Source organism: Pseudomonas sp. Rh2 (assembly GCF_040762985.1).
In the GTDB taxonomy this organism is placed as follows: domain Bacteria; phylum Pseudomonadota; class Gammaproteobacteria; order Pseudomonadales; family Pseudomonadaceae; genus Aquipseudomonas; species Aquipseudomonas taiwanensis.
Window position 1 is genome coordinate 4722813 of sequence record NZ_CP142890.1, and the last position, 18790, is coordinate 4741602.

13 protein-coding genes are annotated in these 18790 nt (G+C 63.2%); 4 read left to right on the plus strand and 9 right to left on the minus strand.

Annotated features, from left to right (window positions below):
• Position 1: 1 nt before the first annotated feature.
• Both VXM67_RS21590 and purL read right to left on the minus strand, forming a co-directional pair.
• Positions 2 to 313: a hypothetical protein gene (locus tag VXM67_RS21590; RefSeq protein WP_023382073.1), complete on the minus strand. Its 312-nt coding sequence runs from the start codon at positions 311 to 313 to the stop codon at positions 2 to 4.
• A gap of 2 nt (positions 314 to 315) precedes the next feature.
• Positions 316 to 4215 carry a phosphoribosylformylglycinamidine synthase gene (gene purL / locus VXM67_RS21595; protein ID WP_023382074.1) on the minus strand — a complete coding sequence of 1300 codons (3900 nt, stop codon included), beginning with the start codon at positions 4213 to 4215 and terminating at the stop codon, positions 316 to 318.
• 437 nt (positions 4216 to 4652) lie between these two features.
• Between purL and mltF the strand changes: the two genes are divergently transcribed.
• Entirely contained in the window at positions 4653 to 6110 is a 1458-nt protein-coding gene (gene mltF, locus VXM67_RS21600) for a membrane-bound lytic murein transglycosylase MltF (protein ID WP_023382075.1), read from the plus strand.
• A gap of 204 nt (positions 6111 to 6314) precedes the next feature.
• Here mltF and tadA read toward each other — a convergent pair whose 3' ends face one another.
• From tadA to VXM67_RS21630, 6 genes are all read right to left on the minus strand, one after another.
• Positions 6315 to 6794 (minus strand): tRNA adenosine(34) deaminase TadA, encoded by a 480-nt coding sequence (gene tadA, locus VXM67_RS21605; RefSeq protein ID WP_104881326.1) that lies wholly within the window; start codon positions 6792 to 6794, stop codon positions 6315 to 6317.
• Positions 6794 to 8176: a multicopper oxidase family protein gene (locus VXM67_RS21610; protein WP_023382077.1), complete on the minus strand. Its 1383-nt coding sequence runs from the start codon at positions 8174 to 8176 to the stop codon at positions 6794 to 6796. The genes tadA and VXM67_RS21610 overlap by 1 nt, the downstream gene beginning before the upstream one ends.
• Before the next feature lie 478 nt (positions 8177 to 8654).
• Complete coding sequence (gene guaA, locus VXM67_RS21615; RefSeq protein WP_023382078.1) at positions 8655 to 10232, minus strand: glutamine-hydrolyzing GMP synthase; 1578 nt, start codon at positions 10230 to 10232, stop codon at positions 8655 to 8657.
• 78 nt (positions 10233 to 10310) lie between these two features.
• Positions 10311 to 11780 carry an IMP dehydrogenase gene (gene guaB / locus VXM67_RS21620; RefSeq protein ID WP_023382079.1) on the minus strand — a complete coding sequence of 490 codons (1470 nt, stop codon included), beginning with the start codon at positions 11778 to 11780 and terminating at the stop codon, positions 10311 to 10313.
• An 86-nt stretch (positions 11781 to 11866) separates the two neighbouring features.
• Positions 11867 to 12424 (minus strand): hypothetical protein, encoded by a 558-nt coding sequence (locus VXM67_RS21625; protein ID WP_023382080.1) that lies wholly within the window; start codon positions 12422 to 12424, stop codon positions 11867 to 11869.
• Positions 12425 to 12470: 46 nt separating this feature from the next.
• The gene (locus VXM67_RS21630) at positions 12471 to 13226 is read right to left on the minus strand and encodes a sulfite exporter TauE/SafE family protein (protein WP_023382081.1); all 756 of its coding nucleotides are present in this window, start codon (positions 13224 to 13226) and stop codon (positions 12471 to 12473) included.
• A 294-nt stretch (positions 13227 to 13520) separates the two neighbouring features.
• Between VXM67_RS21630 and xseA the strand changes: the two genes are divergently transcribed.
• The 3 genes from xseA (at position 13521) to leuA (ending at position 17817) form a co-directional block, all read left to right on the plus strand.
• Positions 13521 to 14900, plus strand: a complete 1380-nt coding sequence (xseA, locus tag VXM67_RS21635; RefSeq protein WP_367237366.1) for an exodeoxyribonuclease VII large subunit — start codon at positions 13521 to 13523, stop codon at positions 14898 to 14900.
• Between the two features lie 3 nt (positions 14901 to 14903).
• Entirely contained in the window at positions 14904 to 15731 is an 828-nt protein-coding gene (locus VXM67_RS21640; RefSeq protein WP_315693158.1) for a peptidoglycan DD-metalloendopeptidase family protein, read from the plus strand.
• Between the two features lie 412 nt (positions 15732 to 16143).
• Positions 16144 to 17817 carry a 2-isopropylmalate synthase gene (gene leuA, locus VXM67_RS21645; protein ID WP_023382084.1) on the plus strand — a complete coding sequence of 558 codons (1674 nt, stop codon included), beginning with the start codon at positions 16144 to 16146 and terminating at the stop codon, positions 17815 to 17817.
• Between the two features lie 280 nt (positions 17818 to 18097).
• Here leuA and VXM67_RS21650 read toward each other — a convergent pair whose 3' ends face one another.
• On the minus strand, positions 18098 to 18778 hold the full coding sequence (locus VXM67_RS21650) for a bifunctional 4-hydroxy-2-oxoglutarate aldolase/2-dehydro-3-deoxy-phosphogluconate aldolase (RefSeq protein ID WP_023382085.1): 681 nt from the start codon (positions 18776 to 18778) through the stop codon (positions 18098 to 18100).
• Between the last annotated feature and the right edge of the window lie 12 nt (positions 18779 to 18790).

Sequence of the window (18790 nt, forward strand, 5' to 3'; positions counted from 1 at the left end):
CTCAAAACTGTTCGAGCCGCCAGACCTCGTAGGCTGGCGTCTCGTAAGGGTGACTCTGCTTGAGCGCGGCGACGACCTGAGCGATCAGGTCGTCGTCCACGACCAGCTCCACCTTCCACTCCTCCACCACTTCGACCTGGCCGGTTTGCCCCAGGAACGGCTGGCTACCGTCCAATGGGCGGAACTGGCCCTGGCCAAGTGTTTGCCAGGCGCAGTGGTCGTAGTCGCCAATGCGTCCGCCACCCTCGGCGAACACGGCGGCCTTGACCACTTCGAGGTGGCTGGCGGGGACGAAGAAGGCGAGCTTGTACACCCTTAGTTCACCCAAACGCGCGCATTGCGGAACATGCGCATCAGGGGTGCGTCTTCCTGCCACTCATCCGGGCGCCAGGAGTTCTGCACAGCACGGAACACGCGCTCCGGGTGCGGCATCATGATGGTCACACGGCCATCGCGGCTGGTGAGGCCGGTGATACCACGCGGCGAGCCGTTCGGGTTGGCCGGATAGGCTTCGGTGACCTTGCCATGGTTGTCGACGTAGCGCAGTGCCACGCAACCGGACACATCGGCTTCGAGCAGTGCCTCTTCGCTGGCGAACTCGGCATGGCCTTCACCGTGGGCGATGGCGATTGGCATGCGCGAACCGGCCATGCCCTGCAGGAAGATCGAGTTGGACTTCTGCACCTCGACCATGGCCACGCGCGCCTCGAACTGCTCCGAGCGGTTGCGCACGAAGTGCGGCCAGTATTCGGTGCCCGGAATCAGCTCGTGCAGATTGGACATCATCTGGCAACCGTTGCACACGCCCAGGGCGAAGCTGTCGGTACGCTCGAAGAAGGCCTGGAAGGCGTCGCGGGCACGGGCGTTGAACAGCGCCGATTTGGCCCAGCCCTCACCGGCACCCAACACGTCACCGTAGGAGAAGCCACCACAGGCCACCAGGCCTTTGAAATCGGCGAAATCGACACGGCCGGCGAGGATGTCGCTCATGTGCACGTCGATGGCGGCAAAGCCTGCGCGATCGAACGCGGCAGCCATCTCGACCTGGCCGTTGACGCCCTGCTCACGCAGGATCGCCACTTGTGGACGTACGCCTTTCTTGATGTACGGCGCGGCGATGTCGTCATTGACGTCATAGCCCAGCTTGGCCGACAGGCCTGGGTTGTCTTCTTCGAGCAGCAGGTCGAATTCCTGATCGGCACCGTCGGCATTGTCGCGCAGGCGCTGGATCTGGTAACTGGTCTCGGCCCACTGGCGCTGCAGCATGCGGCGCTCGTCGTCGAACAGCACTTCGCCATTGAGGCTGATGGAGACGTCACCGTTGTTGACCGGCTTGCCGATCACCGACACACAGCCTTCGCCCAGGCCGGCGGCGCTGAATTGGGCCAGCACGTCCGGAGTGGCATCCTGGCGAACCTGGATCACCGCGCCCAACTCTTCGTTGAAGAGGATGGCCGGTACGTCCTTGCGGTTGTCGGTCAGCGTGTCGAGCTGCAGGTCGAGACCGCAGTGGCCGGCAAAGGCCATTTCCAGCACGGTGGTCAGCAGGCCGCCGTCGGAACGGTCGTGGTAAGCCAGCAGGTGACCATCGGCGTTCAGGCCCTGGATCACGGCGAAGAAGGCCTTGAGGTCTTCGGCGTCGTCGACGTCCGGTGCCTGGGCACCGATCTGGCCGTAGGTCTGGGCCAGGATCGAGGCGCCCATGCGGTTCTTGCCGCGGCCCAGGTCGACCAGGATCAGGTCGGTCTCGCCCTTGTCCATGCGCAGTTGCGGGGTCAGGGTCTTGCGCACGTCGGTAACCGGGGCGAAGCCGCTGACGATCAGCGACATCGGCGCGGTGACGCTCTTCTCGACGCCGTCATCGCTCCACTTGGTCTTCATCGACATGGAGTCCTTGCCGACCGGAATGGTCAGGCCCAGCTCCGGGCAGAGCTCCATGCCGACAGCCTTGACGGTGTCGTACAGGCGAGCGTCTTCACCCGGGTGACCAGCGGCGGACATCCAGTTGGCCGACAGCTTGATGTCGGAAAGCTTGGCGATTGGCGCCGCTGCCAGGTTGGTCAGGGTCTCGCCGATCGCCATGCGGCCGGAGGCTGGGGCGTCCAGCAGAGCCAGCGGGGTACGCTCGCCCATGGCCATGGCCTCACCGGTGTAGACATCGAAGCTGGTGGCGGTGACGGCGCAGTCGGCCACTGGCACCTGCCACGGGCCGACCATCTGGTCGCGTGCCACCAGGCCGGTGATGGTGCGGTCGCCAATGGTGATCAGGAAGCTCTTGCTGGCAACCGCCGGGTGATGCAGGACACGTTCGACGGCCTGGTCCAGGTCCAGCTCGCTCGGGTCGAAATCATCGCCCAGCTCGGCTTCGCGGGTGACCGAACGGTGCATGCGCGGCGGCTTGCCCAACAGCACGTCCAGCGGCATGTCCACCGGCGTGTTGCCGAAATGGCTGTCGGTGACGGTCAGGTGCTGCTCTTCGGTGGCTTCACCCACTACCGCGAACGGGCAGCGCTCGCGTTCGCAGATGGCTTGGAAGCGCTCGAAGTCTTCGGCGCTGACAGCCAGCACGTAGCGTTCCTGCGACTCGTTGCTCCAGATTTCGTGCGGGGCCATGCCCGGCTCGTCGTTGGGCACGTTGCGCAGCTCGAAGCGACCACCGCGGCCACCGTCGTTGACCAGTTCGGGGAAGGCGTTGGAGATACCACCTGCACCCACGTCGTGGATGAAGGCGATGGGGTTCTTGTCGCCCAGCTGCCAGCAGCGGTCGATGACCTCCTGGCAACGGCGCTCCATTTCCGGGTTTTCGCGCTGTACCGAGGCGAAGTCCAGGTCGGCGGAGCTGGCACCGGTAGCGACCGACGAGGCGGCGCCGCCGCCCAGGCCGATCAGCATGGCCGGGCCACCGAGCACGATCAGCTTGGCACCGACGGTGATCTCGCCCTTCTGCACGTGGTCTTCACGGATGTTGCCCATGCCGCCTGCGAGCATGATCGGCTTGTGGTAGCCGCGGACTTCTTCACCACGCGGGGTGTTGATGGCCTGCTCGAAGGTACGGAAATAGCCAGTCAGGGCCGGGCGACCGAATTCGTTGTTGAACGCAGCGCCGCCCAGCGGGCCTTCGACCATGATGTCGAGGGCGTCGACGATGCGGCCTGGCTTGCCGTATGGCTTTTCCCATGGCTGTTCGAAGCCCGGGATGCGCAGGTTGGAAACGGTGAAGCCGGTCAGGCCAGCCTTGGGTTTGGCGCCGCGACCGGTAGCACCTTCGTCGCGGATTTCGCCACCGGAGCCGGTGGAGGCGCCGGAGAACGGGGCGATGGCGGTCGGGTGGTTGTGGGTCTCGACCTTCATCAGGATGTGCACCGGCTCCTGTACCGCACCGTACTGGCGGGTCTCAGGGTTCGGGAAGAAGCGACCGGCGACGTTACCGACGATTACCGAGGCGTTGTCCTTGTACGCGGACAGCACGCCTTCGCTGTGCATCTGGTAGGTGTTCTTGATCATGCCGAACAGGCTCTTTTCCTGAGCCTGGCCGTCGATGTCCCAACTGGCGTTGAAGATCTTGTGGCGGCAGTGCTCGGAGTTGGCCTGGGCGAACATCATCAGTTCGATGTCGTTCGGGTTGCGCTTGAGGCCCTGGAAGGCGTTGACCAGGTAGTCGATTTCGTCTTCGGCCAGGGCCAGGCCCAGGTCGACGTTGGCCTGGGCCAGGGCCGCGCGGCCGCCAGCCAGGATGTCGACCGAGGTCATTGGCTTGGGCTGGGCGTGACTGAACAGGTCGGCTGCCTGTTCCAGCTGACCCAGGACGCGCTGGGTCATGCGGTCGTGCAGCTCGGCGGCGATGACTTCGGCGTCGGCGTCGCTCAGGTTGCCCGCGACGTAGTAGGCGATGCCACGCTCCAGGCGCTGGATCGACTGCAGGCCGCAGTTATGGGCGATGTCACTGGCCTTGCTGGCCCAGGGCGAAATGGTGCCCAGACGCGGGACGACCAGGAACAGGCGGCCGCTTGGCTCCTGTACCGGGACGCTCGGGCCGTACTTGAGCAGACGGCCCAGCACCTGCTGCTGGTCGGCGGTCAGCTCGCCGTCGACGTCGGCGAAATGGGCGAATTCGGCATACAAACCAGTAACAGCGGGGACTTTCTGGCTCAGTTGCTCGAGTAATTTACCGTGGCGAAAGGCAGAAAGGGCAGGAGCGCCGCGCAGGATCAACATCGTCGGGACAGCCTCAGGAAGGGGTGTGCTTAGAGGCCGTGCATTCTAGCCTAATTCGATAACTTTCGGCACCCGCTCTACGCCACGGCTGCCGGGCGGTGGAACCGGACTTTCGGGTCAGAAATTTAGGGTGATTGGATTGAGAGGCGCAGGGACTGGGGATCGAGCGCCGCCTGCACGGCGCATCGCGAGCAAGGCTCGCTCCTACAGTTATGCCTGTGGGATTCGCGCGCGTTCGTCACTGGCATTACTGGCTCGAAACAAGCGTAGGAGCGAGCCTTGCTCGCGATGCGCCGTGCAGGCGGCGCTCGATCTCCCATCCCCACTCCCCCTAAAGCCGGCCACCTTAGGCACAGGCACAGCACATAACCCGCTACCAGACAAGCTAACCGTTGTCGAGATATGGCGGGGCCGGTCCTTTGCGTATACTGCAACCTATGTTCGCCCACACTGCTTTGCGCCAGCGCTGCGCCAGATGGCTCATCGCAACCGGACTCTTTCTGATGCTCGGTGCCTGTGTTGAAAAACCCAGCACCCTGGAGCGCGTGAAGGAGGATGGTGTGCTGCGCGTGATTACCCGCAACAGCCCGGCCACCTACTTCCAGGATCGTAACGGCGAAACCGGCTTCGAATACGAGCTGGTCAAGCATTTCGCCGATGATCTCGGCGTGAAGCTGGAGATCGAGACCGCCGACAACCTCGACGAACTGTTCGACCAATTGAACAAACCCTCCGGTCCGGTGCTCGCAGCGGCGGGCCTTGTCAGCAGTGAACGGCGCCAGACCCAGGCCCGGTTCTCCCACCCCTATCTGGAAGTGACCCCACAGGTCATCTACCGCAACGGCCGCCCACGCCCCACCGACCCCAAGGGGCTGGTCGGCAAGAAAATCATGGTGCTCAAGGGCAGCAGCCACGCCGACCAGCTGGCCGCGCTAAAAAAACAGTACCCGTCCCTGCAATATGAAGAATCGGACGCCGTCGAGGTGGTCGACCTGCTGCGCATGGTGGATGAAGGCCAGATCGACCTGACCCTGGTCGATTCCAATGAGCTGGCCATGAACCAGGTCTATTTCCCCAACGTGCGGGTGGCCTTCGACCTGGGCGATACCCGCGACCAGCGCTGGGCGGTGGCTCCGGGTGACGACAACAGCCTGCTCAACGAGGTCAACGAGTTCCTCGACAAGGCGCAGAAGAATGGCACCTTGCAGCGCCTGAAAGATCGCTACTACGGCCATGTCGACGTACTGGGCTATGTCGGTGCATACACCTTCGCCCAGCATCTGCAACAACGCCTGCCCAAGTACGAGAAACATTTCAAAAGCTACGCCAAGGTCGAGAAGGTCGATTGGCGCCTCCTGGCCGCCATTGGCTACCAGGAATCGATGTGGCAGCCGGAAGTCACCTCCAAGACCGGCGTACGCGGCCTGATGATGCTGACCCAGCGCACCGCCCAGGCCATGGGCGTATCCAACCGGCTGGATCCGAAGCAAAGCATCCAGGGCGGTGCCAAGTACTTCATGAAAATCAAGGCAGAGCTCGATGACAGTATTCAGGAGCCGGACCGCACTTGGTTCGCCCTGGCCGCATACAACGTCGGCACTGGCCATCTGGAAGATGCCCGCACCCTGGCCAAGCGCGAGAAGCTGAACCCGAACAAGTGGTTGGACGTGAAGAAAATGCTGCCGCGCCTGTCGCAGAAGCAGTGGTACCGGCAGACCAAGTACGGCTATGCCCGCGGTGGCGAACCGGTGCATTTCGTGGCCAACATTCGTCGTTACTACGACATCCTCACCTGGGTGACCCAGCCGCAGCTCGAGGGCCAGGTGGCCGAGGGCAGCCTGCATGTGCCCGGGGTCAACAAGGACAAACCAGCGGATCAATCGCCGCCGATGTGAACCTTCACGGCCTGACCGCCGGCAAACCGGCTCCTACAGGCTGTGCACAGCCCCTGGGCAGCGCTAGGCTGAGTGAAAAGTCTTGGGATGAAGCTCAGGCAAGGCGAAAACAGCCGAGGAAGCGGCGTTTACGGGTTGTGAATGAGCCTACCGAGGCTGTTTTCAACGCAGCATCACCGCGTATCAAGGCTTTTCGTACAGGGCCTAGGCCTTGGCCCGGCGAGCCTTGAAAAACTCACTCAGGAGCTGCCCACACTCTTCGGCCAGCACCCCGCCTTCGAACATCACCCGGTGGTTGAGAAACCCCTGGCTGAAGAACTGTCCCTGGCTCTGCACGATACCCGCCTTGGGCTCCAGCGCGCCATACACCACCCGCGCCACCCGCGAATGCACGATCAGCCCCGCGCACATGCTGCAAGGTTCGAGCGTCACGTACAGGGTGCTGCCAGGCAGGCGATAATTGCAGGCTGACTTGGCTGCCGCCCGAATAGCCACCATTTCGGCGTGGGCACTGGGGTCGCTGTCGATGATCGGCCGGTTGAAGCCCTGGCCGATCACCTGCCCATGCTGCACCAGCACCGCGCCCACCGGCACCTCGCCCATCGACGCGCCCTCGGCAGCCAGGGCCAGTGCCAGGCGCATGAATTCCTGATCGCGGCTGCGATCGATGATCTGCGCACGCATCAGACCACCGCAATCGCGGCCATCAGGCCGGTTTCCATGTGGTCGATGACATGGCAATGGAACATCCATGTGCCTGGGTTATCGGCCACCAGCGCGACTTGTGCCCGCTCGTTCTTGCCCAGCAGGTAGGTGTCGGTGAACCAAGGCTCGACGATGTCGCGGCGGTTGGAAGCGATTACCTTGAAACTCATGCCGTGCAGGTGAATCGGGTGCTGGTACTGGGTCATGTTCTTCAACTCGAAGATGTAGCTCTTGCCCTTCTGCAGCGTAGCGATGGGGCGGTCGGCGCAGGTCTTGTCGGTAATGTCCCAGGCCTGGCCGTTGATCTGCCACAGGCTAGGCGGCTTGCCGTTCTCGGTGTTGACCGACACTTTACCAACCCATTCGAAATTGAAGTTCAGCTTCTGGGCATTCTCCAGGTCCGGTTCGGCGATCGGGTTGGCCGGCAAAGCCGGCGGCCAATCGCTGGGCGCATCAGTGCTGGCCACGGAGCGCAGGGTGCCCAGGCGCACGAAGCCATCGCGCAGGGAAATCTCCTCTCCCACCTCTGGAATGCGGATGGCCAGGCAAATACGCATGCCAGGGCCAAGCCAGTATTCGTCTTCCAGCGGGCGCGGCGTGACGGGATTACCGTCCAAGGCATAGATCTTCGCCTCGCAGTTGCCCTTGAGGTTGAGCCGGTAGGTCCAGGTGTTGTCCAGGTTCAGCAGGCGCACGCGCACCACTTGGCCGGCAGGCAGTTCGGTGACCGAGTCCGGCTGGCCATTGATGGTGATCAGCCGCCCAGCCGTGCCGTTGCGCGCCGCCTCGCGTGGAATGCTGAAGGGCAGCCAGGCGCCCTGCTCGTCCACGTGCCAGTTCTTCAGGCTCAGCGTGCGCTCGTGGCGGAATCCGGTGGGCTCGCGCTCCTCGACGATCAATGGTCCGACCAGGCCACGCCCCAGCTCCTCGGAACTGCTGACATGGGGGTGATACCAGTAGCTGCCGGCGTCCGGCACACGGAATTTATAGTCGAAATACTCGCCTGGTTTTACCGGCAACTGTGAGACGTATGGCACACCGTCCATTTCCAGCGGCAGACGGATACCATGCCAGTGGATGGTGGTTTCCACCGGCAAGTGGTTGATGAAGCGCACCCGCAGCCAGGTGCCCTGTCGCACCCGCAATTCGGTGCCTGGGGCCGATGGACCGAAAGCCCAGGCCTCGGTCTTGAAGCCAGGCACCAGCTCCACATCCAAGGGGGCGGCGATCAACTCGTAGTCGTGCCCGGCGTTCTCGTCTTCGACCTTGCCCAGCCAGTACCGCGCCGCCCCTCCGGCGCCCAGGCCTACCACAACCAGGCCTGTCAGGCCTTTGAGCATTTGTCGACGGGTGAAGGACATCGGTGCGGGTACCTCGTGTTCGGCGCAATCAGTCTGCCAGCAGCCGCTGGCGATGAAGGGCGAATACGATACACCTGCAAATGGGAAATATTAAGTGAAGGATTGTATCGCTGGTTCCGAGCCTCTTCGGGCGGTGGAATCGAGTTGGAGGCGGGTTTGCACCCGCTGTCCTCTCACACTACCGTACAGCATTGCGTGCAAGTATCGGGCTTTGGTGGTCAATGCAACCTTACCCCGCCGTGCCGCCTCTATCGGCTTGCTGTTCGCCAGGCCAGCACCTTGCCTCGGGCTTCCTTCAGATCCGCAGTCGCGACACCCTTGCCCCTGGCTAACACGTGCCGTCGCCGGGTGTGCAGAGGACTTTCACCTCCAAGTCACCCGCTTGGCCACCACTACCAAGCGGGTTGCACTGATGCGCAACGCGCCGAGCCTGGCGCATTAACGACAAGGGCGCCTTGCGGCGCCCCTGTGGCTCAACTCATTCCCACTCGATGGTGGCTGGCGGCTTGCTCGACACGTCGTAGGTAACGCGCGAGATACCGTCGATTTCGTTGATGATACGGCCGCTGACGGTCTCCAGCAGCTCGTATGGCAGGTGCGCCCAACGAGCGGTCATGAAGTCCACGGTCTCGACGGCACGCAGGGCCACGACCCAGGCGTAGCGACGACCGTCGCCAACGACACCCACCGACTTGACCGGCTGGAACACCACGAACGCCTGGCTAGTCTTGTGGTACCAGTCTGCCTTGCGCAGTTCTTCGATGAAGATGTGGTCGGCGCGACGCAGCAGGTCGGCGTATTCCTTCTTCACTTCACCCAGGATACGCACGCCCAGGCCTGGGCCCGGGAACGGGTGGCGGTAGACCATGTCGTACGGCAGGCCCAGCTCCAGGCCGATCTTGCGCACTTCGTCCTTGAACAGTTCACGCAGTGGCTCGACCAGCTTGAGGTTCATTTCCTCCGGCAGGCCACCGACGTTGTGGTGCGACTTGATCACGTGAGCCTTGCCGCTCTTGGCGCCAGCCGACTCGATCACGTCCGGGTAGATGGTGCCTTGGGCGAGGAACTGAATGTTCTCCAGCTTGCTGGCTTCGGCATCGAACACGTCGATGAAGGTGCGGCCGATGATCTTGCGCTTCTTCTCTGGGTCGGCTTCGCCGGCCAGATTGTCGAGGAACTGTTTTTCAGCGTCGGCGCGGATGACCTTGACGCCCATGTTTTCCTTGAACATGGCCATGACCTGGTCGCCTTCGTGCAAGCGCAACAGACCGTTGTCGACGAACACGCAGGTCAGCTGGTCGCCGATGGCGCGGTGCAGCAGCGCGGCGACCACGGAGGAATCGACGCCGCCGGACAGACCCAGCAGGACGTTGGCCGAACCGACTTGCTCGCGAACCTGGGCAATGGCGTCTTCGACGATGTTGGACGGGGTCCACAGGGCTTCACAGCCGCAGATGTCCTGAACGAAACGGGACAGGATGCGACCGCCTTGCTTGGTGTGGGTCACTTCCGGGTGGAACTGCACGCCGTAGTAGCCCAGGGCATCGTCGTACATGCCGGCGATCGGGCAGCTCGGGGTGCTGGCCAGCACGTGGAAGTTGCCCGGCATCTGGGTAACCTTGTCGCCGTGGCTCATCCACACGTCCAGGCCCAGTACACCGTCGTCATCGACGTGGTCTTCGATGCCATCGAGCAGGCGGCTCTTGCCTACTACATCAACGCGGGCATAGCCGAACTCACGCAGGTCGGAACCTTCGACCTTGCCGCCCATCTGCTCGGCCATGGTTTGCATGCCATAGCAGATACCCAGCACCGGGACCTTCAGGTCGAATACCGCTTGTGGAGCGCGGGGGCTGTTGGCTTCGTGGACCGACTCGGGGCCGCCGGCGAGGATGATGCCGCGCGGGTTGAATTCGCGGATCGCTTCATCGGCCATGTCGAACGGATGCAGCTCGCAGTACACGCCGATTTCGCGCACGCGGCGGGCGATCAGCTGGGTGTACTGGGAACCGAAATCGAGGATCAGGATGCGGTGAGCGTGAATGTCGAGGGCCATGACTCAATCTCGTCAGTGGAAATCGGAAACGACGCGGGGCTGTCATGACAGCCCCGCTTTCTGTTGTAGCTGGAAGCCTCAACCTACGCGGTAGTTAGGGGCTTCTTTGGTGATCTGCACGTCATGCACGTGGGACTCGGCCATGCCGGCACCGGTGATGCGCACGAACTCCGGCTTGGTACGCATCTCTTCGATGGTCGCGCTGCCGGTGTAGCCCATGGACGAACGCAGGCCGCCCATCAGCTGGTGAATGATCGCAGCCAGGGCGCCTTTGTAAGGGACGCGGCCTTCGATGCCTTCCGGAACCAGCTTCTCGGCACCGGCCGAAGAGTCCTGGAAGTAACGGTCCGAGGAGCCTTGCGCCTGTGCCATCGCACCCAGCGAGCCCATGCCGCGGTAAGCCTTGTAGGAACGGCCCTGGAACAGCTCGACTTCACCCGGTGCTTCTTCGGTACCGGCGAACATCGAACCCATCATCACGCACGAGGCGCCAGCAACGATGGCCTTGGACAGGTCACCGGAGAAGCGAATGCCACCGTCGGCGATCAGCGGGACACCCGTGCCTTCCAGTGCAGCGGCAACGTTGGCGATGGCGCTGATCTGCGGCACGCCGACACCGGCGACGATACGGGTGGTGCAGATGGAACCTGGGCCGATACCGACCTTGACCGCGTCGGCGCCGGCTTCAGCCAGGGCCTTGGCAGCAGCGCCGGTGGCGATGTTGCCGCCGATCACCTGCACGTGCGGGTAGTTTTCCTTGACCCAGCGAACGCGGTCGATGACACCCTTGGAGTGACCGTGGGCAGTGTCGACGACGACGACGTCAACGCCAGCGGCAACCAGGGCGGCAACGCGCTCCCCGGTGTCCTTGCCGGTACCGACGGCGGCGCCAACGCGCAGACGACCCTGGTCGTCCTTGCTGGCCAGCGGGTAGGCCTTGGCCTTTTCGATGTCCTTGACGGTCATCATGCCCTTGAGGTTGAACTTGTCGTCGACGATCAGGACTTTTTCCAGACGGTGCTTGTGCAGCAACTCGCGGACTTCGTTCTTGTCGGCGCCTTCGCGAACGGTGACCAGACGCTCTTTTGGCGTCATCACGTCGCGGACCTTGGCGTCCAGACGGCTTTCGAAGCGCACGTCACGGGAGGTCACGATACCGACCAGGTCACCGTTCGCCAGCACCGGAACGCCGGAGATGTTGTTCAGGCGGGTCAGGTCGAACAGGTCGCGCACGGTGGCGTCGGCGTCGATGGTGATCGGGTCCTTGACCACGCCAGCCTCGAACTTCTTGACCTTGCGGACTTCGCCGGCCTGCTGTTCGATGGTCATGTTCTTGTGGATGATGCCGATGCCGCCTTCCTGGGCCATGGCGATGGCCAGGCGCGCTTCGGTCACGGTATCCATGGCAGCGGAAACCAGCGGAATGTTCAGCTCGATGCCACGGGTCAAACGGGTCTTGAGACTGACTTCATTGGGCAGTACCTCGGAATAACCAGGTACAAGGAGGATATCGTCGAAGGTCAGGGCTTCTTGGCTGATACGCAGCATCGCGGGGGCTCCCGGGCGGGAAAAATGGAAGCGCGCCATTATACTCATCCACGGCGCGCCGCTCAATGCAAAAAAGGGGCCTTCGGTCAGGCGCGTGGCACTTTTACCTGTACCACCGCCACCGGCTGGTCGAGCCAGTCGGCGAAGCTGTCAAGGAAGGCTTGGGTGAATCCGGCCTCGCCCCAGTTGTTGAAGATGAATCCCAGGTTGGAAAAGGCACATGGCTGGAGGAAGAGAAAGCCATTGATGTCATCTTCGAAACCACACAGCGGGCAGGTGAAGTTATCGCTGACGCCGGGCATCCACTCCTCCAGGCTTTCGAACAGCGGCTCGCCCACTTCGCGGCGGCACTCCGGACAGCCGGCCTCTTCGAGAAAACCTTCGGTCGGGGTATAGATGCAGCGCTTGAGCACCACCTCCAGCCCGTTGACCTGCTCGCCGAAAGGCAGTTTCTCGGGATGCAGCGCGACCTTGCGCGCGCCTTCGGACAGGGCATGGCCCATGCGGTTGCCGGTTCGACCACAGGTGGTCAGGTGCTCCTCGACGATCTTCTCGCGCACCAGCCAGCGCAGGATGGCCCTGGCACGGGCTTCGTGCACGGGCACGGTGGAAAGTTTCGGAACGATGATGCTTTGGGTGTTCATCAAGCAAGCGAGCCTACGGACTGCGGTAATGAGGCAATTCTAACGCTCACGCACTCAGGTAGCGACCGATCAGGGCCAGGCCGCTGGCCAGGACCAGCCAGGTGACCAGGCGCACGAAGGCTTCGCGGGACAGCTTCGTGGTCAGCCGGCGCCCGGACCACAGGCCTATGAACATCACCGGCAGCAGGGAGACTGCCAGCAGTAGCAGGCTCGCATCGGCATAGACACCGGCGATCAGGAACAGCGACAAGCGCACCACCGTGCTGCAACTGATCAGCGCGCTCTGGGTTGCCCTGACCTGCTCTTTCGCGTCCAGCCGTGCGCTCAGGTAAATGGCATACAGGAAACCACCACTGCCGAACAACGCCCCGAACAGGCCGCCGACCGTTCCCATCGGCACCGCCCACCAGCCGGCCAGCCTGGCCGGTCGCACCTTCACAGCCAGGCCATAGATCGCGTAGGCGGTGACGAACAGCCCCATCAGTAACAGCAGCAGGTCGGACTTGAGCCCCAGCAGGAACACCACGCCCAACGTGCAGCCCACCGCCATGCATGGCAGCAGGCGCAGCAGCTCACCGCGCACCACATCACGGCGTGACGGCAGCAGGTTGCCGAATGCGGCGACGAAGTCGAGCAACACCAACAGCGGGATGATGCGGGACAGCGGCATGAAGTGGATCAGCACCGGGCCGGCCACCAATGCCGTGCCGAAGCCAGCGATACCGAAGACGATGTAGGCAACGCCAATGGCGAGGAGAATGGGTAGCCAGTCGAGAGGGCTAAGTGACAGCTGGGTCAGCATCTTGCTTGATTCCTGTGGAGTCCTTGGTGTGTCCGTCACCGGATTGCGCCGAGGCGGACAGGGGCATGCCTTTAGGGTTATAGCGCGTGGGTAATCGAGCGCCGCCCGCGCGGCGCATCGCGAGCAAGGCTCGCTCCTACCGTTGTTTCGGGCCAATAATGCCTGTCGAAGGCGCGCGCGACCGCCCGGTATCTCGCAGGAAAAACAAGCGTAGGCGGCGCTCGATCGCGACAGCATCATAATTCTCCCGCCATGCACTTGGCGCCCCCCACCCTCCTCCTTATCATGCCCACCATGATCAAAGACCCCTTCGAACGACTCGGCCTGGACCGCGAGGTCCTCACCGTCAGCCAGCTCAACGGCCGCGCCCGGGTGCTGCTGGAAGATGTATTCCGCAGTGTCTGGGTGGAAGGCGAAATTTCCAACCTCGCCCGCCCGGCCTCCGGCCACATGTACTTCACCCTCAAGGACAGCGGGGCGCAGGTGCGCTGCGCGCTGTTCCGGCAGAATGCCGCGCGCGTGCGCCAGGCCCTGCGCGATGGCCTGGCGGTACGCGTACGCGGCAAGGTCTCGCTGTTCGAAGGGCGTGGCGACTATCAGCTGATTCTCGACACCGTCGAGCCCGCTGGCGACGGCGCCTTGCGCCTGGCATTCGAGGCCTTGAAGGAAAAGCTCGGCGCCGAAGGCCTGTTCAGCGCCGAACGCAAGAAGCCGCTGCCGGCCCATCCGCAACGCATCGGCATCATCACCTCGCCCACCGGCGCGGTGATCCGCGACATCATCAGTGTGTTCTGCCGCCGCGCACCACAGGTCGAGCTGAACCTGATCCCCACTGCGGTGCAAGGACGTGAAGCCATCGGCCAGATCGTCCGGGCCCTGCGACTGGCCGATAGCCGTGGCTTCGATGCATTGATCCTGGCCCGTGGCGGCGGCTCGCTGGAGGACCTCTGGTGCTTCAACGAAGAAGCCGTGGCCCGCGCGGTGGCCGCCTGTGTCACGCCAATCGTCAGTGCGGTAGGCCATGAAACCGATGTATCGATCAGTGATTTCGTCGCCGACGTGCGGGCTCCGACACCTTCGGCGGCCGCTGAACTGCTGGCCCCGGACAACAGTGGCCTGCAACAGCGCCTGGACGGTTTGCAGCGGCGCTTGCTGCTGCGCATGCAAAACCGCCTGACCCATGACCGTCTGCGCCTGGAGTCCCTGACCCGTCGCCTGCGCCACCCTGGCGAACGCCTGCGCCAGCAAGCCCAGCGCCTGGACGACCTGGACATGCGCCTGCGCCGAGCGTTCATGCTAGACCTGAACCAGCGCCGCGAACGCCTGGCACGCCTGGACACCCGCCTGGCCGCGCAGCATCCGGGCCGCGCCCTGAAACTGCTGGGCCAGCGCCTGGACAGCCTCGCCGAGCGCCTGCCAAGGGCCATGCGCGAAGTGCTCAAGGACCGCCGTCAGCGCTTCCAGGCGCAACTGCAGACGTTGCAGCTGGTCAGCCCACTGGCGACCCTGGCCCGCGGTTACAGCATCCTGCTCGACGAACGCGGCAAGGCCATCCGCAGTGCCGATCAGACCCACAACGGCCAGCGCCTGACCGCCCGCCTCAACGAGGGCGAACTGCAGGTGCGGGTCGAAGACAACCACCTGACCCCGGTCACCCTCCCCCTACTGGACTGACTCATGCCTCGCCTGATCGCGCCCCTGCTCGCCCTTTCCCTGCTGCTGCTTGCCGGCGGCGCCCAGGCCAGCTACATCACCCGCACCTTGAACAAGCCGGTGCCCGGTGGCGTCGCAGTCATCGACCTGGGCCCCTCGGCAACCGCACCCGGCGCACGTTTCGATGGCAAACCGGTGCTGGTGGTCAAGGAACAGGACAACTGGCTGGCCATCGTCGGCATTCCGCTGACCCAGAAGCCGGGCACCGCCGTCCTCAACCAGGGCGGTCGCAACCTGCGCTTCACCGTCGGCAGCAAGAAGTACCCCGAGCAGCACATCACCCTGAAGAACAAGCGCCAGGTCAACCCCAACCCCGCCGACCTGAAACGCATCGACCGCGAACTGGCCGAACAGATCAACGCCTACCGCAGCTTCAGCCCGGCCCTGCCGAGCAACCTGATCCTCGACAAGCCGGTCAACGGCCCGCTGTCGAGCAAGTTCGGCGTGCGTCGTTTCTTCAATGGCGAAGAACGCAACCCGCACGCAGGCCTGGACTTCGCGGTACCTGCCGGCACGCCGATCAAGACGCCCGCCAACGGCAAGGTGATTCTGGTGGGCGACTACTTCTTCAACGGCCGCACCGTTTTCGTCGACCACGGCCAAGGCTTCATTAGCATGTTCTGCCACCTGTCGAAGATCGACGTACAACCAGGCCAGACGCTGCGCAGAGGTGATGTGATCGGGCGAGTGGGTTCGACCGGGCGGGCTACCGGGCCACATATGCACTGGAATGTCAGCCTGAACGATGCCCGGGTGGATCCGGCGATTTTCATCGGTGCGTTCCAGCCCTGATATCGACGGCGCTTTTTTCGCGGGTAAACCCGCTCCCACGGGGGTATCACACCTGTAGGAGCGGGTTTACCCGCGAACGGGGCCGCCTAATTGAACCCCTCTCCACCTTGTTGCGCCATTGAAAAATACCGCGCAAGAAATCCAAATACACAGACAAATATCAGCGATAAAATCTCGTCACTGCGCTTTTTTTAAGCATTCCTCTCAATTTTTTCTGAACACTTGCCATCCCCCACCCCACTGGTTAGGGTTGAAGGCATGAAAACCTTCAGCACCCTCATTCTGCTCCGACAACATCGCAGCCTCTGCCTGGTCAGCGCCCGACTACCAGGTTGAATCGCGTCGCCTCGCCTCTTCATCTCGTTATCGCTCGGCAGGCCCGATCTCGGCCGCACACAAAAGGATTGCTTCCATGACCATGCTCAAAGACCCTTCGAAGAAATACCGCGCCTTCCCGACTATCGACCTGCCCGACCGTACCTGGCCGTCGAAAACCATCACCCAGGCGCCGATCTGGTGCAGCTCCGACCTGCGTGATGGCAACCAGTCGCTGATCGAGCCGATGGACTCGGAGAAGAAACTGCGCTTCTGGAAGACCCTGGTGCAGGTTGGCGTGAAAGAAATCGAGGCATCGTTCCCGTCCGCTTCGCAAACCGATTTCGACTTCGTGCGCATGCTGATCGAAGAAGGCCACATTCCCGACGACACCACCATCCAGGTGTTGACCCAGGCCCGCGAAGACCTGATCGCCCGCACCTTCGAGTCGCTGCGCGGCGCGAAAAAGGCCATCGTCCACCTGTACAACGCCACCAGCCCGTCGTTCCGCCGCATTGTCTTCAACCAGGACAAGCAAGGCGTGAAGGACATCGCGGTGAACGCAGCCAAGCTGTTCGTCAAATATGCCGCCCAGCAGCCGGAAACCCAGTGGACCTTCCAATACTCGCCTGAAACGTTCAGCGCGACCGAGCTGGAGTTCGCCAAGGAAGTCTGCGACGCAGTCATCGACGTGTGGAACCCGACCCCTGAGCACAAGATCATCCTCAACCTGCCGGCCACCGTGGAAGTTGCCACGCCGAACATCTACGCCGACCAGATCGAGTGGTTCTGCCGCAACATCAACCGCCGTGACAGCGTGATCATCAGCTTGCACTGCCATAACGACCGCGGCACCGGCATCGCCGCCACCGAGCTGGGCCTGATGGCCGGTGCCGACCGCGCCGAAGGCTGCCTGTTCGGCAACGGCGAGCGTACCGGCAACGTCGACTTGGTGACCCTGGCGTTGAACCTCTACACCCAGGGCATCGACCCAGGGCTGGACTTCTCCGACATCGACGGCGTGCGCAAGGTGGTCGAAGAGTGCAACCAGCTGCCGGTACACCCACGCCACCCGTACGTTGGCGACCTGGTCCACACCGCATTCTCCGGCTCGCACCAGGACGCCATCCGTAAGGGCTTCGCCAAGCAGAAGGAAGGCGAGCTGTGGGAAGTGCCGTACCTGCCGATCGACCCGGCCGACATCGGCCGCAGCTACGAGGCGGTGATCCGCGTCAACAGCCAGTCGGGCAAAGGTGGCATCACCTACCTGCTCGAGCAGGAATACGGCATCAGCCTGCCACGCCGCATGCAGATCGAATTCAGCCAGGTGGTTCAAGGAGAAACCGACCGTCTGGGCCTGGAGATGACCGCCCAGCAGATCTACAGCCTGCTGCACAAGGAATACCTCCAGGCCAACAGCCCTTATGCGCTGGTCAGCCATCGTCTGCAGGAAGAGAACGGCCACAGCGCCGTGGAAGTGGAAGTCGCCGGTGAAGGCGAGACCACCCTGCACTGGCGCGGCAAGGGCAATGGCGCCCTGGAAGCCCTGGTAGCCGGCCTGCCGGTTGCAGTGGAAATCATGGACTACAACGAGCACGCCATCGGCGCGGGCACCAACGCCAAGGCGGCGGCCTACATCGAGCTGCGCGTGGCCGGTGGCCGTCCGGTGCACGGCGTGGGTATCGATGAGAACATCACCACCGCCAGCTTCAAGGCCCTGTTCAGCGCGCTGAACCGCTCGCTGAGCCAGCAGGAAGCCAAGGCCGCCTGAGCCTTACCCTGATGGACAAGAAAGCCCGCATCATTGGATGCGGGTTTTTTTTGCGTTCGCCACAGCATTTTTAGCGTCGATGCAATCGAGCGCCGCCCGCGCGGCGCATCGCGAGCTGCGCTCGCTCCTACGTTTGTCTCGGGCCAGTAACGCCTGTGAAAGGCGCTCGCGATGTGCCGCGCGGGCGGCGCTGGATCTCACAGGCGCCACCCAACCCACGCCAGGCAAAAAAAAGGGGCGCCGACCAAGCGCCCCATAAGCCGTAAAGCACACAACAAATTCAGTTGGCATCCAACAGCGCAATCGCCTCGGCACTGCATGCCTCGATCCGCGCCCAGTCGCCATTCTTGATCCAGCTGCTGTCGAGCATCCACGTACCGCCCACGCACATCACGTTGGGCAGGGCCATGTAGTTACGCACGTTGGCCGGGTTCACGCCGCCAGTCGGGCAGAAACGAATATCGCCGAACGGGCCAGCAAAGGCCTTGATTGCCGCCACGCCACCGCTGATTTCCGCCGGGAACAGCTTGAAGCGGCGGTAACCCAGGGCATAGCCCATCATGATTTCAGACGGTGTGCTGATACCTGGCAGCAGCGGGATCTCACTGTCCACGCCCGCTTCGAGAATGTCCTGGGTGATGCCAGGGGTAACGACGAACTGCGCACCTGCAGCTTCGACGGCAGCGAACATGCTGCGATCGAGCACGGTACCGGCGCCGACGCACAACTCCGGGCGCTGCTCACGCAGCACTTGGATGGCCTTAAGACCGTGCTGCGAGCGCAGGGTCACTTCCAGGGTACGGATGCCGCCAGCGGCCAGAGCGTCGGCCAGAGGCAGGATGTCTTCCTCACGGGCGATGGTGATCACCGGCAGGATGCGCGCCGCTTTGCAGATGGCATCGATCCGTGCAGCTTTCTCGGCCATCGAGAGCTTGGGCTGTGGGCGTTCGAGGGTGGTCATGACAGTGGATCC